Annotated in this window: 15 protein-coding genes and 1 tRNA gene; 2 read left to right on the plus strand and 14 right to left on the minus strand. The window is 71.6% G+C overall.

Going from position 1 to position 18,104, the window contains the following annotated elements:
• Nucleotides 1–40: 40 nt before the first annotated feature.
• Both ABIA36_RS03575 and ABIA36_RS03580 read left to right on the plus strand, forming a co-directional pair.
• A complete protein-coding gene (locus ABIA36_RS03575) occupies nucleotides 41–979 on the plus strand; it encodes a metallophosphoesterase (RefSeq protein ID WP_369962070.1) in 939 nt (312 codons plus the stop codon).
• A 58-nt stretch (nucleotides 980–1,037) separates the two neighbouring features.
• Nucleotides 1,038–1,111, plus strand: a tRNA-Pro gene (locus ABIA36_RS03580).
• A gap of 51 nt (nucleotides 1,112–1,162) precedes the next feature.
• Here the strand turns inward: ABIA36_RS03580 and msuE are convergent.
• The 14 genes from msuE to ABIA36_RS03650 all read right to left on the minus strand — a co-directional run bounded on the left by msuE (nucleotide 1,163) and on the right by ABIA36_RS03650 (nucleotide 18,039).
• On the minus strand, nucleotides 1,163–1,756 hold the full coding sequence (gene msuE / locus ABIA36_RS03585) for an FMN reductase (protein ID WP_369960895.1): 594 nt from the start codon (nucleotides 1,754–1,756) through the stop codon (nucleotides 1,163–1,165).
• Between the two features lie 146 nt (nucleotides 1,757–1,902).
• A complete protein-coding gene (locus ABIA36_RS03590; protein ID WP_369960896.1) occupies nucleotides 1,903–2,919 on the minus strand; it encodes an LLM class flavin-dependent oxidoreductase in 1,017 nt (338 codons plus the stop codon).
• Between the two features lie 69 nt (nucleotides 2,920–2,988).
• Complete coding sequence (locus tag ABIA36_RS03595) at nucleotides 2,989–3,534, minus strand: hypothetical protein (RefSeq protein WP_369960897.1); 546 nt, start codon at nucleotides 3,532–3,534, stop codon at nucleotides 2,989–2,991.
• 53 nt (nucleotides 3,535–3,587) lie between these two features.
• The gene (locus tag ABIA36_RS03600; protein ID WP_369960898.1) at nucleotides 3,588–5,453 is read right to left on the minus strand and encodes a DUF4012 domain-containing protein; all 1,866 of its coding nucleotides are present in this window, start codon (nucleotides 5,451–5,453) and stop codon (nucleotides 3,588–3,590) included.
• Nucleotides 5,454–5,558: 105 nt separating this feature from the next.
• Nucleotides 5,559–6,866 (minus strand): UDP-glucose/GDP-mannose dehydrogenase family protein, encoded by a 1,308-nt coding sequence (locus ABIA36_RS03605; protein ID WP_369960899.1) that lies wholly within the window; start codon nucleotides 6,864–6,866, stop codon nucleotides 5,559–5,561.
• Nucleotides 6,866–7,540 carry a thymidine kinase gene (locus tag ABIA36_RS03610; protein WP_369960900.1) on the minus strand — a complete coding sequence of 225 codons (675 nt, stop codon included), beginning with the start codon at nucleotides 7,538–7,540 and terminating at the stop codon, nucleotides 6,866–6,868. Before ABIA36_RS03610 ends, ABIA36_RS03605 begins: the two co-directional genes overlap by 1 nt.
• Nucleotides 7,541–7,568: 28 nt before the next feature.
• A complete protein-coding gene (locus ABIA36_RS03615) occupies nucleotides 7,569–8,255 on the minus strand; it encodes a response regulator transcription factor (RefSeq protein ID WP_369960901.1) in 687 nt (228 codons plus the stop codon).
• Entirely contained in the window at nucleotides 8,252–9,475 is a 1,224-nt protein-coding gene (locus ABIA36_RS03620; protein ID WP_369960902.1) for a hypothetical protein, read from the minus strand. Before ABIA36_RS03620 ends, ABIA36_RS03615 begins: the two co-directional genes overlap by 4 nt.
• Nucleotides 9,472–10,662, minus strand: a complete 1,191-nt coding sequence (locus ABIA36_RS03625; RefSeq protein WP_369960904.1) for a sensor histidine kinase — start codon at nucleotides 10,660–10,662, stop codon at nucleotides 9,472–9,474. Before ABIA36_RS03625 ends, ABIA36_RS03620 begins: the two co-directional genes overlap by 4 nt.
• 194 nt (nucleotides 10,663–10,856) lie before the next feature.
• Entirely contained in the window at nucleotides 10,857–12,026 is a 1,170-nt protein-coding gene (locus ABIA36_RS03630) for an Rv2578c family radical SAM protein (protein ID WP_369960905.1), read from the minus strand.
• A gap of 31 nt (nucleotides 12,027–12,057) precedes the next feature.
• Complete coding sequence (locus ABIA36_RS03635; RefSeq protein WP_369960906.1) at nucleotides 12,058–13,692, minus strand: ABC-F family ATP-binding cassette domain-containing protein; 1,635 nt, start codon at nucleotides 13,690–13,692, stop codon at nucleotides 12,058–12,060.
• A gap of 258 nt (nucleotides 13,693–13,950) precedes the next feature.
• Nucleotides 13,951–15,453 carry a malate:quinone oxidoreductase gene (locus ABIA36_RS03640; RefSeq protein ID WP_369960907.1) on the minus strand — a complete coding sequence of 501 codons (1,503 nt, stop codon included), beginning with the start codon at nucleotides 15,451–15,453 and terminating at the stop codon, nucleotides 13,951–13,953.
• A 145-nt stretch (nucleotides 15,454–15,598) separates the two neighbouring features.
• A complete protein-coding gene (locus tag ABIA36_RS03645) occupies nucleotides 15,599–16,672 on the minus strand; it encodes an aspartate-semialdehyde dehydrogenase (protein ID WP_369960908.1) in 1,074 nt (357 codons plus the stop codon).
• Between the two features lie 80 nt (nucleotides 16,673–16,752).
• Complete coding sequence (locus ABIA36_RS03650) at nucleotides 16,753–18,039, minus strand: aspartate kinase (protein ID WP_369962071.1); 1,287 nt, start codon at nucleotides 18,037–18,039, stop codon at nucleotides 16,753–16,755.
• Between the last annotated feature and the right edge of the window lie 65 nt (nucleotides 18,040–18,104).

Genomic DNA, 18,104 nt, shown 5'->3' on the forward strand with positions numbered 1-18,104 from the left:
CGGCACTTCGGGTTTCAAGCCGGTCGGCGCCGCACTGGCGATGCTCGCCGGGGTGGGCGCGGCCGCGTTCGCCTACGGCTCGCTCGTGGAGCGGCGCGCGTTCACGCTGCGCGAAGTGAGCGTGCCGGTGCTGCCGGCCGGCGCGGCGCCGATCCGGGTGCTTCACCTCTCAGATCTGCACATGGCGCCGTGGCAGGCGGACAAGCAGGAGTGGGTGCGGCAACTCGCGCGGTTCCAGCCGGATCTCATCGTGGACACGGGCGACAACCTCAGCCACGAGAACGGGCTGGAGGGCATCCGCGCCGCGTTCGACGCGTTCCGCGGCATCCCCGGCGTCTTTGTGCACGGCTCGAACGACTACTACGGCCCGCAGCTCAAGAACCCGTTCAAGTACTTCCTCGGTCCGTCGAAGCGGCACTCGTCGACGGCTCCCCGCCTCGACGACAAGGCCCTGACCGCGTACTTCCGGAGCCTCGGCTGGCTGAACCTCAACAACGCCGCCGGCGCCCTCGACATCCGCGGGACGCACCTCGAGTTCTTCGGCGTGAACGACCCGCACATCCAGGCGGACCGCGTGGAGGCCATCCCCGGCGCCCTGGACGAGCTGCGCGAGGACGACCCGTACTCCGACGACGCGACGTGGCCGGCGGACAAGCCGCGCACCGAGCGCCCCACGGTGACGCTCGGCGTCGTGCACGCCCCGTACCGGCGGGTGCTCGACGCGTTCGTCACCTACGGCGCCTCGATGATCTTCGCGGGCCACACGCACGGCGGTCAGGTGTGCGTGCCGGGCTTCGGCGCTCTGGTCACGAACTGCGACATCCCGCGTTCGCAGGTGAAGGGCCTCAGCATCTGGCGACACGCGTTCCGGGCGGCGTACCTGAACGTCTCGGCGGGGCTCGGGACGTCGATCTACGCGCCCGTGCGCTTCGCGTGCCGGCCGGAGGCGACGCTGGTCACGCTGACCGCGTCGGAGTGAGCCGGGTGGTCATTCGCACCCGCGCGCTCGTGTATCCTAGATGAGGCCTTCGGGCCACCGGGGTGTGGCGCAGCTTGGTAGCGCGCTTCGTTCGGGACGAAGAGGCCGCAGGTTCAAATCCTGTCACCCCGACCCATAGAAAAGAGCCGGTTCGATGATTCGAACCGGCTCTTTTCGTCTGTCTCAGAACGCGTCCGGCCGCGCGAAGTCCACCGTCGCGTACAGCGACTCCGGGTCGATGTGCGAGCGGATGAGCGGCAGCGTGCGGGACACCGCGGTGTTGATGCGCTCGCGGAGGTCGGCGGACGAGATCGCGTAGTCCGTGAAATCGGGCTCGCTCGCGTAGATGCCGAGCGGGAGCGTCAGCGACTGGAAGAAGCCGAACAGCGGGCGCATCTGGTGCTCCACCAGCAGCGCGTGCCGGTCGCTGCCGCCGGTCGCGGTGAGGACGATCGGCTTGTCGACCAGCGAATACTGGCCGATGTGGTCGAAGAACAGCTTGAAGAGGCCCGTGTACGTGGCGCGGTAGGCCGGTGAGCCGACCACGATGACGTCGGCGGTCTCCACCGTCTGCAGGGCTTCCTGCACCCGCGGGCTCAGCCCGGTGCGGAACGGGGCGGCGCCGAGCTCGCCGAGCAGCGGCGCCAGCTCGATGGTCGTGGAGGTCCCGCCGGTCGCCTCGGCGAACGAGCGGGCCACCTCGTCGACGAGGACCGTCGTGCGGGAGGGCGCCGTCGGGCTGCCGCTCACGCCGACGACGTGGGGTGCGTGTGCCATGCGGGGTACCGCCTTCGCTGGGTGGGGGTCGGGAGTGCGGCCAACGCTACCCCCGGGCCCTCCCGCAGCGCCCCTCCCGCCGTCATGGTCCGTCATGGAGGCGGTCACGCGGTCCGGGCTACCGGCCGCCACCGCCGCCACCGGCGTCACGCCGCGAGGTACAGCCCCGCCACGATCTCCAGCGAGCGGATGCGACCCTCCACGGTCGCCGCTCCGGAGGAGATCATCAGCTCGTCCACACCCGTGGACGCGATCAGCGCGTCCAGGCGCGCCTTGACGCGGTCCGGTGTCCCGATGGCCTGACGGGCGTTGCGGGCGGCGATGAACTCCTCCTCCGCCGGGCTGAACTCGTAGGCCAGTGCCTCCTCGATGCTCACCGGCTGCGGCTTGAGGCCGCGGCGCATCCGCAGGAACGAGAGCTGGCCGGGCAGGGACAGCGCCCGTACCTGCTCCGGGTCGTCGTCGGAGACGACATTCACGGCGATCATGGCGTGCGGCTCGGCGAGCTGCTCCCCCGGCTCGAAACGCGACCGGTACAGGTCCAGGGCCGCCTCGGTGTTCTCGCCGGCGAAGTGGTGGGCGAACGCGAACGGGAGGCCGAGCGCCGCGGCGACCTGGGCGCTGTAGCCGCTGGAGCCGAGCAGCCAGACCTGCGGGGCGTCGCCCAGCCCGGGCACGGCCGTGATGCCGTGCAGCGGGTTCGCGTCGCTCATGCCGCCGTGGAAGAAGCCGAAGAGGTCGAGGAGCTGCTGCGGGAAGTCGTCCACGCCGAGGCCCTCCGCGCTGCGGCGCAAGGCCATGGCGGTGGCGCCGTCGGTTCCGGGCGCACGGCCGATGCCGAGGTCGATGCGGTCGCCGTAGAGGGCGCGGAGGGTGCCGAACTGCTCCGCGACGACGAGCGGGGCGTGGTTGGGGAGCATCACGCCGCCCGAGCCGACCCGGATGCGCTCGGTCGCCGCGGCGATCCCCGCGATCAGGACGGCCGGCGCGCTGGAGGCGATCGCCGGCATCCCGTGGTGCTCCGCCACCCAGAAACGCCGGTAGCCGAGACGCTCCGCCTGCTGTGCGAGGCGGACCGTCCCGGCTACCGCGTCGGCGTTGCTGCCGCCGGCGGGCCTGCTGGCGAGGTCGAGGACGTTGAGGGGGATGCTGGTGGAGGTCACAGGGAGGGCAACCGCTGCCGCCCTCCCGCCATTCCGACGCGGGCCCGTCCGGGACGGGCCCTGGTCAGGTCAGGACGACCGCACCTTCCGCATCCACGCCGCCAGGGCGACGCTCACCAGGCCGATGACCAGGAGGCCGCCGCCGGCCCAGATCACCCACTCGGCGATCACGGAGCCGGTGTCGGCGAGGCCGGAGCTGCCGGGGTCGTTGATGGTCGACGAGGTCGCGTCCGCCGGTGTCACCGTGAGCGACGCCGAGCAGACGTGGCCGCTCGTGGCGCCGGTGCCGGTGATCGTGTACACGCCCGTCGCGTCGGACGGGAGGGTCACGCTGAGGACGTCGCTGCCGTCGGCGTTGGAGTGCTTGCTGAACGACACCGAGCTCGCCATGACGATGCCGGAGCCGTTCGAGCCGCTGCCGATCCAGGTGATGGTCTCACCGTCCGCCCAGGTGCCAGGGATGCACGTGAGGGTCGCGGTATGTCCGGCCTGGGTCACGCTCACGTCGAACGTGCAGGGCGCGCCGCTCGGGTACGGCACGGCATTCGCGGCCGCGGGCGCTGCCAGCAGCAGCGCCGCGGTGACGGCAGCCGCCGCCAGGATCTTCTTCAACATTTCGGGTACGCCTTCCCCTCGCCCGGCCAGTCGTCGGGTTTAATGAATAATGCTCATTTTATGGCGGAGGTGCACGGGACAGCAATCCTCGCGACCGCGGGGCGTGCCCCCACATCGGGGGTGGACCCGTCCCCCTTGAGGGTCGGGGTGACGTCGACCGTCAAGCCGGGAGCCCACTGCACGGTGCCGAGGAACTGCACGTCGACCGTCTCCGACTGACCCGGCGCCAGCTGGACTTCCACGACCGCGACCGGGCGCCCGCTGTCCGTGCCCGCGATCGACGGGATGTCCGCGCCCTTGCTCTTCACCGACGCGAGCAGCCCCTGATCGGGTCCGTAGAAGGCGATCCGCGTCTTGATGTCGCCGGGCGGGACGCCGTACGTGCCGGCACCCGTGACGTACGCCGGAAGCGCGGTCGCGGCGTTCGCGGGCGCGCTGTTGGTCAGGGTGACCTGCACCATCGAGGTCACCTTCCCGTCGGCACGGCACACCGCGGCGCCCGCGGACACCGACGTCCGCAGGTAGTAGTCCATCTTCGAGCCGGTCGCGTCGTTGAAGTAGACGCCGAGGGCGGCCGTCTCCGGCGTCGACACCGGCAGGGCGCCGGCGAGCGTCGTGGTCTGCAGGGTCGACTGCTCCGACGGGTGCGAGCTCCAGATCTGAATGCGGTCGGAGGTCCCGGAGGCGGCGAGCGCCTTCACCAGCGCCTTGCCGTCGACCCCGCCCGCCACACGGTTGAACACCGCCGAGGCCGCCTTGGTGAAGAAGGCATCCTGCTTCTGAGGAGCGTCGGGGTAGCGCGCATAGATTCCGCTGAGGAGGAGCGGCACGGCGTTCGCGGAGGTCAGCACGTCCCCGGAGGGCAGTGCGACCGGCCCCGTCGCCTTCAGCAGCGCGCTCAGGACGACCGGGTCGACGGTGATGACGCCGTCCACCGTCCCACCGTGCGTGCGCACCCACATCGCCGCGGCCGTGCGGGCCGCGAGCGGGAAGTCGGGGGTGTAGTTGACGTCCTGGAGGTACCGCCCGACCAGCGGCCCGTACAGGCCGGAGGTCGCGGCCGGCACGTCGAAGACGGGCGTGGGCCACGGACCGATAGAGGTCCCGGCCACCTCGGTGGACAGTGTCGCCGCCCCCTTGTCCGCGTTCACGAGCGCGATCGAGCCGATGAGGCCGCCGGTGGCGCGGAGCTCGGCCGGGTTCTGCGCGGCGACCAGGTACGAACGGGGACCGTCCGCGCCGAGCATCCCGGGCAGGAGCCGCACGGTGTTGCCGATGGCCTGCAGGTCGGGAGCGACCTCCGACATCAGGGAGCGCATCTTGGCGACGGCGGAGCCGATCGGACTGATCACACTGCCCTGGTCGATGGAGCCGATATCGGACTGCGCCGAGTCGAACGCCGTCTGGGCCTTGGCCATGGCGGGCTGGGCGGCCACGATGGGCGCGAGGTCCAGTCTGCCGCCCGTCAGCCGCAGGGTGCTCGGGTCCACCGAGCCCGCGATCGAGACGAGAGGCGTGATGACGTGGGAGGCCACGGTGTCGGTGGCCCGGGAGATGGTGCTCACCGCGGAGAGGTTCGCACCCACCCACGGGATGCCCTCCGCGACCTGCCACACCGGGTCGCTCGTGAGCGACGCCGCGGTGTGCGCGTGCTTCTGGAGATCCGCGGCTGCCGACTTGGCCTGAGCTGGGTCGCTCGCCGCGACGGCTGCGCGGACGGCTTTCACGTCCGGCACGGCGGCGTTGAGCTCCTGCTGGGCGAGGAATCCCCGCACGGCGATCCAGGCGATGGCGAGGAACGCCAGGACGGCCACGATGATCAGGACGAGAATGACCACGTCACGGCGCTGCAGGCGCGGCTCGGACGGCGGAGCCGCGGGTCGCGGCGGCGCTTCGTGGTGCGAGAGACCAGTCGCCATGAGACAAAGGTAACAAATCCTCAGTTTTTTGAGGAGCCCCCGCTTGTGCCTTCTCAGCGAGCGCCGTCAGCGAGCGCCGTCAGCGAGCGCCGTCAGCGAGCGCCGTCAGCGTCCGAGCCCGCGGAACCGCCAGCCGGCCGCCCGCCACCGCTCGGCGTCCAGCGCGTTGCGGCCGTCGATGACCCGGCGGTGCGAGACCAGCGCGCCCAGCTCCTCCGGGTCGAGCCCGGTGAACTCGGGCCACTCGGTGATCAGCACGACGATGTCCGCGCCGGCGGCGGCCTCGGCCGCCGACTCCGCATACGTGAGCTGCGGCGCGCGACGGCGCGCGTTCGCGTTCGCCTCGGGGTCGGTCGCCGAGACGATCGCCCCGCCCTCGGCGAGCCGCACCGCGATGTCCAGGGCAGGCGAGTCGCGGATGTCGTCGGAGTGCGGCTTGAACGCCAGGCCCAGCACCGCGACCCGCACGCCGTCGAGGCCGCCGGCCTCCTCGCGCACCAGGTCGACGACGCGCCCGCGGCGGCGCAGGTTGATCTTGTCCACCTCGTCCAGGAACCGCACCGAGTCGCCGCGGCCGAGCTCCCGGGCGCGGGCGCTGAACGCGCGGATGTCCTTCGGCAGGCAGCCGCCGCCGAAGCCGACGCCGGCGTTCAGGAAGCGCCGCCCGATCCGCGCGTCGTGACCGATCGCGTCGGCGAGCTGGGTCACATCGGCGCCGGTGGCCTCCGCGATCTCGGCCATCGCGTTGATGAACGAGATCTTGGTGGCCAGGAACGCGTTCGCCGCGACCTTCACCAGCTCCGCCGTCGCGTAGTCGGTGACGATGACCGGAGTGCCGTTCGCCACGGCGGCGGCGTACACCTCGTCCAGGATGCGGGCGGCGCGTGCGCCTTCCTCGCCCTCCGGCACGCCGTAGACGAGCCGGTCGGGGCTCACCGTGTCCTTGACGGCGAAGCCCTCGCGCAGGAACTCCGGGTTCCAGGCGAGCGTCGCTCCTGGCACGCGCTCCGCGACGAGCTCCGCCAGCCGGGAGGCCGTGCCGACCGGGACGGTGCTTTTGCCGACGATCACGTCGCCCGGCTTGATGTGCCCGAGCAGCGACTCGAACGCCGCGTCCACGAAACGGAGGTCGGCGGCGTCCCCCTCCGCCGCCTGCGGGGTGCCGACCGCGACGAAGTGCACGTCGGCGTCGGCGATGGCCGCGAAATCGGTCGTGAACCGCAGACGCCCGCTGGCGGTGGCGGAGGCGAGCACGTCGGGCAGGCCGGGCTCGAAGAACGGTGCGCGCGCTTCCGAGAGAGCGGCGATCTTCGCCTCGTCCACGTCCACGCCGACGACGGTGTGGCCGAGGTCGGCCATGGCTGCGGCGTGGACGGCTCCGAGGTAGCCGACGCCGATGACGGAGATGCGCATCAGGTGAAGTCCGGGTCCGGTTCGCTGTCGTAGACAGTGGGCGACGCCGCAGGCCAGTGCCGGCGGCCGTTGTTCAGGACACCCTGGCTCTCGTCCAGGTAGCAGTTGCCGCAGAGCGCCTCGTAGCTGACCGAGGCGCCGTCGATGGCGACCTGGTCGCCGTCGAAGACGAAGACGCCGTCGATCTTGCGCGCGTTGAAGATCGCCTTGCGGCCGCAGCGGCAGATGGTCTTCAGCTCCTCGAGGCTGTGGGCGACCTCCAGCAGGCGCCGGCTGCCGGGGAACGCGACCGTCTGGAAGTCGGTGCGGATGCCGTAGGCGAGCACGGGCACGTCATCCAGCAGCGCGATCCGCAGGAGGTCGTCGATCTGCGCCTCGGTGAGGAACTGCGCCTCGTCCACCAGCAGCGCGCTGATGTCGCGGCCGAAGCGCTTCACGGTGCGTTCGCGGTGCTGCTGGAACCGGCCGTACGCGTCGGTCTCCGGCGCGATCAGGAAATCCACCTGGCGGGTCACACCGAGCCGCGACAGGATGCCCATGTCGCCCTTGGTGTCGATCGCCGGCTTGGCGAGCAGCACCCGGTGCCCGCGCTCCTCGTAGTTGTACGCCGCCTGCAGCATTGCGGTGCTCTTGCCGCTGTTCATCGCGCCGTAGCGGAAATACAGTTTTGCCACGGAGCAATCCTATGCGGGCGCCGGAGCCTCAGGTGAGGTAGCCGTCCTCCGCGGCGCGGCGGATGAGGTCGGCGCGCGAGCTCGTCGGCCTCCCGACCTTGCCGTACTTCTCGCGCACGCGGCGCAGATAGGTCTTCGCGGTCTCGTACTGCACGTTCATCGCGCGGGCCACTTCGGAGGTCGTGCGGCCGTCGGCGTAGAGCACGAGCGCCTGCCGCTCGCCGTCGCTGAGCTTGGGGCGCGAGGCCTCGTGGAGGGTCGGGCGCGGGCGCCAGGCCGGGGCCGGCGCCTCCTCGCCTACTGCGCTGCGGCCCATCGCCGCGAGCGCCGCTGCGATGAGCTCGGCCATCGGCTGCGTCTTCGTCACGTACGCGACCGCGCCGGCGGCCAGCGCGGCGTCGCGGTCCTCCTGCGTGTCCACGGCGCTCAGCACGACCACCTTCGCCCCGGCCGCGCGGCAGGTGCGCACCCGTGCGCCGATCGACACGGACTCGCGGAGCTGGAGGTCCATGATGACCAGGTCGGTCGGGAACGCCTCGCTGTGGACGAGCTCCAGCCAGCTCCCCGCGCGCACGACGAGGTCGAAGTCGGGGGCGTTCCGCTCGATCCAGGCGGCGAGGCTGTCGAGGAGGATCTCGTGGTCGTCGAGGATGGCGAGTCGGATCGGAGGTTCGCCGGATCCGGGGGGCGCTGTGCTGGTGCTCGTGGTGCTCATGGTGCTCGCCTCTCAGGATAGGCGAAGCGGACGGTGAGCCCGCCCGCGCGAACGCGCATCGACGCCACCAGGGAGACCGACCGCAGCGCGCTGAGGAACGGGACGAGCTCGGAGCGCAGCAGACGCCTCGACTCGGCGACCCGGGCCGTGAGCAGGAAGACCGGGGCGCCCGGCTGGGCGACGGTGACCGCGAGACTGTCCGCGTCGAGCCCGGGGAGGGCGGCGATGGTCCCGATGAGCGCGCCGATGACCGCGCGCTGCTCCTCGCTCAGCACCTGCTCGAGGCGGTCGGGGTCATGCACCCGGGGGCCCCGGTCGGCCTCGGCGCCGGCGCCGGCCCCTTTCCCTCGGCGAGTGAGGGCGAGGGCGACCGTCTCGGCCAGCCAGCTCCGTTCCAGGGCCTCCACGGCGGAGGCGCGCAGGCGCTCGGCGATGCGGCGCGCGTGCCGCCTGTCCTCCTCGGTGATGACGCCGCGCGCGGCCAGCGCGGTCAGGAACGGGACCGCCTCGGCGTTCAGGGCCGTGGCGCGCTCCTGCGCGACCATCCGCGCGGCGACCTGCCGCAGCTCGGCGTCGAGCCGGAGCTGACCCGCCCGGGCGACCTCCCGCCAGCGGAGCGTCTCGCCGGTCATGGTCCAGGCGTAGCCCGCGCCGCCGGACGCGAGCGCGAGCACCGGCGTCGCCGCCACGGTCGCGTACACGAGCGGGTGGTTGGAGATGACCAGCGACGACCCCTGCGCCGCAGCCAGCGCGCCGAGCACGAGGGCGGCGAGCGCGGCGACCGTGAGCACTTCGGCGACCGGCCGGTACAGCGGCATCGCCATCAGCAGCAGCGCGACGGCGATCTGCCCCCAGTCGTCCTGGACGCGCTGGTTGTGGCCCCAGACCGCCGCGTCGAACAGGCAGGCGCCGACGAGGGCGACGCCGACGATCGCCAGATGCGACCACAGCCCGACCGGCGCGAGGCCCGGGTGCGTGCGGATGGTCGCGACGACGGCGGCGACGAGCAGCACGACGATGGCCCAGACCGCGAGGGCGGGGCTGCGGTACTGGGCGTGGTGCTGGACGGTGGAGTAGACCGCGTAGGCCACGGCGACGGCGCTGAGCAGCGGCATCAGGAGCCACGCCGACTGGACGCCGAGCGGGTCCAGCCGTTGCGGCGTGCGCTCGACGGGCAGCGACCGGTAGTGGACGATCGTCTCGGACAGCACCTGGCTCATGCGCGCTCCGCGACCGGGACCGTCATGATGACGGTCGTCCCGACGTCCTCGGCGGAGTAGACGGTGACCGTCCCGCCGACCTTGCTGATGCGCTCGTGCACCGACTGGCGCAGCCCCAAGCGGTCGCTGCCGGAAGCGCCGGCCGCCGCGAAGCCACGACCGCCGTCGACGACCATGATCGACACGGAGGCGCCCCCGCAGGAGAACGCGACCTCGGCGGTCGCGCTGCCGGAGTGGCGCAGCACGTTGACCAGGCATTGGCGGACGGCGAGGCCGACCGCGCGGCGGGCGTCGGGAGCGAGCAGGGCGACCGCCTCCCGCTCCCCGGAGACGTCGATGGCGAGACCTTCGTCGCGCGCGTCCTCGATGGCCCGGCGCAGTTCGCTGTCGTACCAGGGGTCCTCGTCGGCCCGCGAGTGGTCGACGGCGGGCAGACCGGCGCCGCCGAGCTGGTGGAGGTCGGACTCGATGCGCTGCCGGAGCCGCGCGGGCAGCTCCCCCGGCTCCGTGGCGGCGACGGAGAGCAGCTCGCTGAGCACGGTGTCGTGGAGGTCGGCCGTGGACTCCGCCAGGAGCTCGCGCCGCAGGTCGACGAGCCGGGCGTCCCGGACCGCGCGGTGGATGGCGCCCTGCGTCCGCGAACGCGAGCCGCGGGTGAGCCCGTCGAACGCGAGGACGCCGACCAGCAGCAGGTAGGCGCTCAGCGAGATGGCGTCGGGGTGGAAGTCGCGCCCGGCCGCGGTCGCCCCGAGGAGGACGGCGGTCTCCGCGAGCGCGAACCCGAGCGTGGCCCACAGCACGCCGAGCAGGGAGCCGGTGCCGGTCCCGCCGACCAGGGTCATCGCGACGACGGGGAGGGCGACGACGAACAGGTCGGTGGTCTGATACTCCGGGGTGCTGACGAAGAGCAGGTAGATGTAGAAGTAAGTGCAGACCGCGCCCACCAGCAGGTAGACGAGGGTGAGAAGGACGGTCCGCCCGCGCGACAGCAGGACCAGCAGCCCGATCATGGGCAGCAGGACGAGCGCGCTGATCCAGGAGGCCGCGCCGGTGGTGCCCCCGACCGTCGACACCGCGACGTTGACCGCCGCCATCTCCAGACAGACCACCGCTGTCCAGCGGGCCGCCGTGGCCAGCGCGCGGGAGTTCGCCGCCCTGGAGAGGTGGCTGGGAAGGCCGAGCGACACCGCACTCCTTCGGCGCAAGGGGGACCGACGGGGAAGGCGCCGGTGGGATACCGCGCGTCGGCGGCCTCCCAGTGGGGATTATGGCAGCGTTCCCGCCCCCTGTGTACCCCAGGCGGGACGGCGTGTTGTACCCCCTGGGACGCGGTGGCCGCTCCCCCGCCGCGACGCGCGGTGGCCGACCGCGCGCACGTCCCTCAGAAGAGGGTCGGCTGAACCCCCAGCGACACCAGCGCCGACTCCGGCGCGAGCTCCTCCGGCGCGACCCGGTCCGCGGCGCCACCTCCGGGCACGCCCCGGTCCACTGTGCTGCGCGCCACTGTGCTGCGCTCCACTACGCGGCGCTCCCCTTCGCCGTCGCGCAGCATCCCGAGCGCCGACGACCGCACTCCCCCGGTCAGCGGGTCCTCCTGGCCGCGCTCGAGTCGGTGCGCGCGGATGAGCGGCTTGATCCGCGCCGCCAGCCACGCGCGGTACTCCTTGGGCGCGTACGTGCCGCGACCGTACATGCTGCGGTACTTCGGCAGCAGCTCCGGATGCTCGCGGCCGAGCCACAGGTAGTACCACTCCTTGACCCCGGGCTTCAGGTGCAGCGCCGTGTAGAGCACGCTGGTGGCCCCGGCCTCCTTCGCCTGCCGCAGCGCCTCGTCCAGGTGCGCCCGCGTGTCGGTGAGGTAGGGCAGGATCGGCATCAGGAACACCCCGCAGTCGAGACCGTGCTCGCGCACGGCCGTCACGGTCGCGAGCCGCGCCTTGGTCGTGGGCGTGCCCGGCTCGACCGACTGCTGCAGTTCGTCGTCGTAGACGGCGATCGACATCGCGAGGTCGACGGGGACCCGCTTCGCCGCGTCGGCCAGGCGGTCCAGGTCGCGCCGGAGCAGCGACCCTTTGGTGAGGATGCTGAACGGCGTGCCCGAGTCGGTCAGCGCGTCGATGATGCCGGGCATCAGCGCGTAGCGCCCTTCCGCCCGCTGATACGGGTCGGTGTTGGTGCCGAGCGCGACCGGGTGATGCCCCCAACTCGGCTTCGCCAGCTCTTTGCGCAGCACGTCGGCCACGTTGACCTTGACGATGATCTCCTGGTCGAAGTCCTTGCCCTGGTCGAGCTCCAGATAGCTGTGCGTCGGCCGCGCGAAGCAGTACACGCACGCGTGCGAGCAGCCCCGGTACGGGTTGATCGTCCAGCCGAAGGGCATCGGCCCTCCCCCGCCCGGGATCTTGTTGAGCGCCGACTTGGCGAGGATCTCGTGGAAGGTGATGTTCGCGAACTCCGGCGTGCGCACCGACCGCACCAGGTTGTTCAGCCGGGCGAGACCGGGCAGGGCCGACGGCGTCTCCACCGTCAGCTCCTGCCCGCTCCACCTCATAGGACTATTCGAACATATGTTCGAATGCGCGTCAAGCGTCGCGCAGCGCGGCGCCCCGCAGCGACACCACCTCCCCGGACCAGCGCTCGCGCAGCCAGCGGTCGTGGCTCGCCACCACGACCGCCCCCGGATACCCGCCGAGGGCGGCCTCCAGCTCGGTCGCGAGGGTGAGTGAGAGGTGGTTGGTCGGCTCGTCGAGCAGGAACACGTGCGGCGGCCGGGCCATGATCAGCGCCAGCGCGAGCCGGCGCTGCTGCCCGACGGAGAGTGCGCCGACCTCGCGGTCGAGGTCGCGCGGCGCGATGAGGCCGAGCCCGGCGAGCGGGACGGCCTCCGCCCGCCGCTCGCCCAGCGCCAGCTCGTAGATGCGCCGCGGCGTCTGCGTCGGGTCCGCGAAGCGGACGTCCTGCTCCAGGAGCTCCACGCGAAGCCCGCGCCGGCGCTGCACCGTGCCGACGAGCGGCACGATCCTGCCGGCGAGCACCGAGAGCAGCGTCGACTTGCCCGCGCCGTTCGCGCCGGTGACGAGCACGCGCGACTGCGCCTCCACCGCGAACCGGTCGAGCCTCAACCGGCCCGGCACGTGGAGGTCGTCCGCCTGCAGCAGCGAGCCGCCCTCGCCGCTCACGGCCTGGAAACCCGCGGGGATCCCGGAGAAGCCGAGCGGTTTCGGCGGCTTTCGCACCTGCGTGCGGGTCAGCTCGTCGAGCCGGCCGTCCGCGTTGCGCACGCGCCGGCTGATCTGCCGGTCCAGGGTGTTGCCCTTGTATGACTTCACGTACTTGTCGTTGTCGCGCACCTTGCCCGACCACGCGATGGAGCGCGCGGTCACGTCGACCGCGTGCTTCAGCTCCTTCAGCTCGGCCTGCTCGTCGGCGTACTGCTTCTCCCAGCGGTGCCGCTCGGCCTCCTTCTCGGCGAGGTACGCGGAGTACCCGCCGCCGAACACCGTCGCGCCGGTGCGCGTCGGGTCCAGGTCGAGGAGGCCGGTGGCCGCCGAGTCGAGGAAGGCGCGGTCGTGGCTCGCGAAGAGCACCGGACCGTGCCAGCCGAGGAGCTGCGACTCCAGGAACGCCGCGGCCGCGTCGTCCAGGTGGTTGGTCGGCTCGTCGAGCAGCAGCGCCTCGGGCCGGCCGAGCAGCAGCGCGGCCAACGCGAACCGGCTGCGCTGGCCTCCGGAGACCTCGTCCAGCCGCCGGGCCAGCGGGATGGCGCCGACGCCGAGGCCGTCGAGGAGGGCGTCGCGACGCGCGTCGATCGACCAGATTTCGGCGACTTCGGCCGCCGCCAGGGCGGCGTCGTACCGCGCGTGCGCAGCGGGGTCGTCCCCCGCGAGCGCGGCCGCCGCGGCCTCCAGCTCGCGCTCGATGGCGCGGACTTCCGCGAGGGCGTCCTCGATCAGCGTGGCGAGCGTGTCGTCGGGCCGGAAGCGGACCTCCTGCCAGAGGAAACCGACGCGCTTCGGTCGCGAGACGACCCCGGAGTCCGGGGTCTCGGCGCCGGCGACCACCCGCAGCAGCGTGGACTTGCCCGCGCCGTTCTCGCCGATCAGCCCGAGACGGGTGCCGGGAGGAACGGTGAGGGAGACATCCGAGAGCACGCGCCGGTCGCCGTAGCGGACGGACACACCGTCGGCGCGAAGTGGGGTGAGAGTGAGTGTTGGCAATGCGAACCACCTTCCGGGCGCTCCATCACGGAGCAGGCTCCCGCCGGGCGGAGTTCCGTCACGAGTGCGCCGGAGCGCCCGGTGCTGGATGACCAGGCGGCGCAGGACCTATGGGGTCGCTCGCTCGTTCGACGGCGCCTCGGGCGCGGGACGAGAAGAGGTTCTACTTCATAGCGTGGACGACCATAACAGGTCGCGGGCACGGCTGTCCAGCCGAACCGTACCGTCGGGTACGGATCGGCTGCGGACAGCCGGGGATCAGGCCCGGACGACCTGACCGGCGGGGCTCTCCGCCAGGTCGAGCACCGCGGCGGTCTCGGCGAGCACCCGCGCGGCCTCCTTGGGCCGGTCGTTGAGCGTCGTGCCGACCGTCGGGATGAGCTGCTTCAGGGTCGGCAGCCACCCCGCGTACCGGTCGGGGAAGCACTGCTTGAGCAGGTCGACCATGATCGGCACGGCCGTCGACGCGCCAGGGGAGGCGCCGAGCAGGCCGGCGATCGAGCCGTCGGCGGAGGCGATCACCTCGGTGCCGAACTGCAGCACGCCGCCCTTCTTCGGGTCCTTCTTCATCACCTGGACGCGCTGGCCGGCGGTGATGAGCTCCCAGTCCTCCGACTTCGCGGTGGGCATGAACTCCTGGAGCGCCTTCATCTTCTTCTCGCGGTTGGCGAGGACTTCGCCGACCAGGTACTTGATGAGGTCGAAGTTGTCGCGCGCGACGGCGAGCATGGGGCCGAGGTTGCCCGCGCGGACCGAGCCGGGCAGGTCCCACCAGCTCCCGCTCTTCAGGAACTTGGGGCTGAAGCCGGCGTACGGGCCGAACAGCAGGGACGTCTCGCCGTCGACCACGCGCGTGTCCAGGTGCGGGACCGACATCGGCGGAGCGCCGACCGCGGCCTTGCCGTAGACCTTCGCCTGGTGCTGCGCGACGATCTTCGGGTTGGACGTGCGCAGGAACTGGCCGGAGATCGGGAAGCCGCCGAAGCCCTTGATCTCGGGGATGCCGGACTTCTGCAGCAGGTGCAGCGCGCCGCCGCCGGCGCCGACGAACACGAAACGCGCGAGGGCCTCGTGCGGGGTGTGGCCGACCTCGTGCCGGACCCGGAGCTTCCACAGCTTGTCCGGGGTGCGCTTGATGCTGAGGACCTTGTGGTTGAGCGCGAGGTCGGCGCCGTTCGCGACCAGGTCATCCACGAGCGCGCGGGTGAGCGCGCCGAAGTCGACGTCGGTGCCCGCGGTCTGCCGTGTGGCGGCGATGCGCTGCTTGGCGTTGCGCTTCTTGGTGAGCAGCGGAGTCCACTCACCGATCTGCGCCGGGTCCTCCGAGTACTCCATGCCCTCGAAGAGCGGCTGATCCTTGAGCGCCTCGTAGCGCTTGCGGAGGTAGCGGACGTTGTCGCGGCCGCGCACGAAGGTCATGTGCGGCGTCGCGTTGATGAAGGTGTGCGGGGCGGGCAGGTGGCCCGCGGCGACGAGGGAGGCCCAGTACTGGCGGCTGAGCTGGAACTGCTCGTTGATGCTGATCGCCTTGGCCGGGTCGACGCTGCCGTCGGCGGCCTCCGGCATGTAGTTCAGCTCGCAGAGGGCGGCGTGGCCCGTTCCTGCGTTGTTCCACGGGTTCGAGCTCTCCTGGGCGACCTCGCCGAGGGACTCGTAGATGCGGATGGTCCAGTCCGGCTGGACGCGCTGGATCATGGAGCCCAGCGTCGCGCTCATGATGCCGCCGCCGATCAGGACGACGTCGATGGGGTCAGTGCTCACCAGACAATCCTACGGCGAGCGACGTCGTGCCCTGTCGTCGCGCGAGCATCTGTCTCGATATCGAGACATCCACCGCCGTCGAAGGGCACGTAAGCGCCCCTAAAACGCGGTTTTAGGGGCGTTCACGTGCCCTTCGGCGAGACGGTCAGCCGGCGACGCGGTTCGCCAGGCGGGCGGCGACGAGCTCTGCGATCTGGACCGCGTTCAGCGCGGCGCCCTTGCGGAGGTTGTCGTTGCTGATGAACAGCGCCAGGCCGCGGCCCTCCGGAGCGCCCTCGTCGGCGCGGATGCGGCCGACGAAGCTCGGGTCCTGACCGGCGGCCTCCAGCGGGGTCGGGACATCGGTGAGCTTCACGCCGGGGGCGTCCGACAGCAGCTCGGTGGCGCGCTCGGGGCTGAGCGGCGAGGCGAACTCGGCGTTGATCGACAGCGAGTGGCCGGTGAAAACCGGCACGCGCACGCAGGTTCCGCTGACCAGCAGGTCCGGGAGGCGGAGGATCTTGCGGCTCTCGTTGCGGAGCTTCTTCTCCTCGTCGGTCTCGTTGAAGCCGTCGTCGACGATCGAGCCGGCGAGCGGGATGACGTCGAACGCGATCGGGCGCACGTACTTGACCGGGTCCGGCATGGCGACGGCCGAGCCGTCGTGCACGAGCTGCAGCAGGTTCTCGTCGGCCACCGCGGTGCGGATCTGGCCGGCCAGCTCCTCGGCGCCGGCGAGGCCGGAACCGGAGACCGCCTGGTAGGTGCTGACGATGAGGCGCTGGAGGCCGGCCTCCTCGTGCAGGACCTTCAGCACCGGCATGGCGGCCATCGTAGTGCAGTTGGGGTTCGCAATGATGCCCTTGCGCGCGTCGTCGATGGCCTCGGGGTTCACCTCGGAGACCACGAGCGGCACGTCGGGGTCCATCCGCCAGCCGCTGGAGTTGTCGATGACGATGGCGCCGGCCTCGGCGAAGCGGGGCGCGTGCGCCTTGGAGCCGGTGGCGCCGGCCGAGAACAGGGCGATGTCGATGCCGGAGACGTCGGCGGTCTCCACGTCCTCGACGGTGATCTCCTCGCCGCGGAACGGCAGCTTGGTGCCCGCCGAGCGCGACGAGGCGAAGAAGCGGATGCTCTTGACCGGGAAGTCGCGCTCCTCCAGCAGCTGGCGCATCACGCCGCCGACCTGGCCGGTGGCGCCGACGACGGCGATGTCAAGGCCGGGAGTGGTCTCGCTCATGGTGTGTCCTTCGGGGTCGTGGTCTGAAGAAGGGGAACGGGATGGCGCCTGCGGCCATTCCCGCGGGACGGGCAGGCGGCTCAGCGGCCGGTTCCGGCGTAGACGACCGCCTTCTCGTCGCCGTCCAGCCCGAAGGCGGTGTGGACGACGCGGGCGGCCTCCGCCACGGTGTCGGCGCGGGTGACGACCGAGATGCGGATCTCGCTGGTGGAGATCATCTCGATGTTGATGCCGGCGACGTACAGCGCCTCGAACAGCTTGGCCGAGACGCCCGAGTTGGTGCGCATCCCGGCGCCGACGAGCGCGAGCTTGCCGATCTGGTCGTCGTACTGGAGGGCCTGGTAGCCGACCTCGTCGCGCTCGCTGCTCAGCGCGGTCAGCACGCGCTGGCCCTCCGACTTGGGCAGGGTGAACGAGATGTCGGTGAGGCTGGTGGCAGCGGCGGACACGTTCTGGACGATCATGTCGACGTTGGCGTTGGCCTTCGCCACGATCTTGAAGATCTGCGCCGCCTTGCCCGGGACGTCGGGGACTCCGACGACGGTGATCTTGGCCTCGCTCAGATCGGTGGCGACTCCGGAGATGATCGGCTCTTCCACGGTTCCATCCTTCTTCGCGGCCTCGGCCGCTGCTGCTTCGTTGAGGACGTACGTTCCCACCCGGTTCGAGAACGAGGAGCGCACGTGCAGGGTCACATTGTGGCGGCGGGCGTACTCGACCGCGCGGATGTGCAGGACCTTGGCGCCGGCGGCCGCGAGCTCCAGCATCTCCTCGCTGGTGATGCGGTCGATCTTGCGCGCGAGCGGGACCTGCCGGGGGTCGGAGGTGAACACGCCGTCGACGTCGGTGTAGATCTCGCAGACCTCGGCGCCGAGCGCGGCGGCGAGGGCGACGGCGGTCGTGTCGGAGCCGCCGCGGCCGAGGGTGGTGATGTCGCGGGTGTCGCGGTTGAAGCCCTGGAAGCCGGCGACGATGGCGATCGCGCCCTCGTCCAGCGCCTCCTTGATGCGGCCGGGGGTCACGTCCACGATGCGCGCGGCGCCGTGCTGGGCGTCGGTGATCATGCCGGCCTGGCTGCCCGTGAAGGAGCGCGCGTCGTAGCCCATGCTCTTGATCGCCATGGCAAGGAGCGCCATCGAGATGCGCTCGCCGGCGGTGAGCAGCATGTCCAGCTCGCGCGGCGCCGGGATCGGCGTGACCTCGTGGGCCAGGTCGACCAGCTCGTCGGTGGTGTCGCCCATCGCGGAGACGGCCACGACGACCTCGTTGCCCGCTTTGCGCGTCTCGACGATGCGCTTGGCGACGCGCTTGATGCTCTCGGCGTCGGCGACGGACGAGCCGCCGTATTTCTGAACGATCAGGGCCACAGGCACTCCAGAACTCACGGAAGCACCCATTCTACCGGCCCTGGATATGCCCTCCCGGCCATGTG

The organism is Leifsonia sp. EB34 (genome assembly GCF_041260585.1).
Classification (GTDB): Bacteria; Actinomycetota; Actinomycetes; order Actinomycetales; family Microbacteriaceae; genus Leifsonia.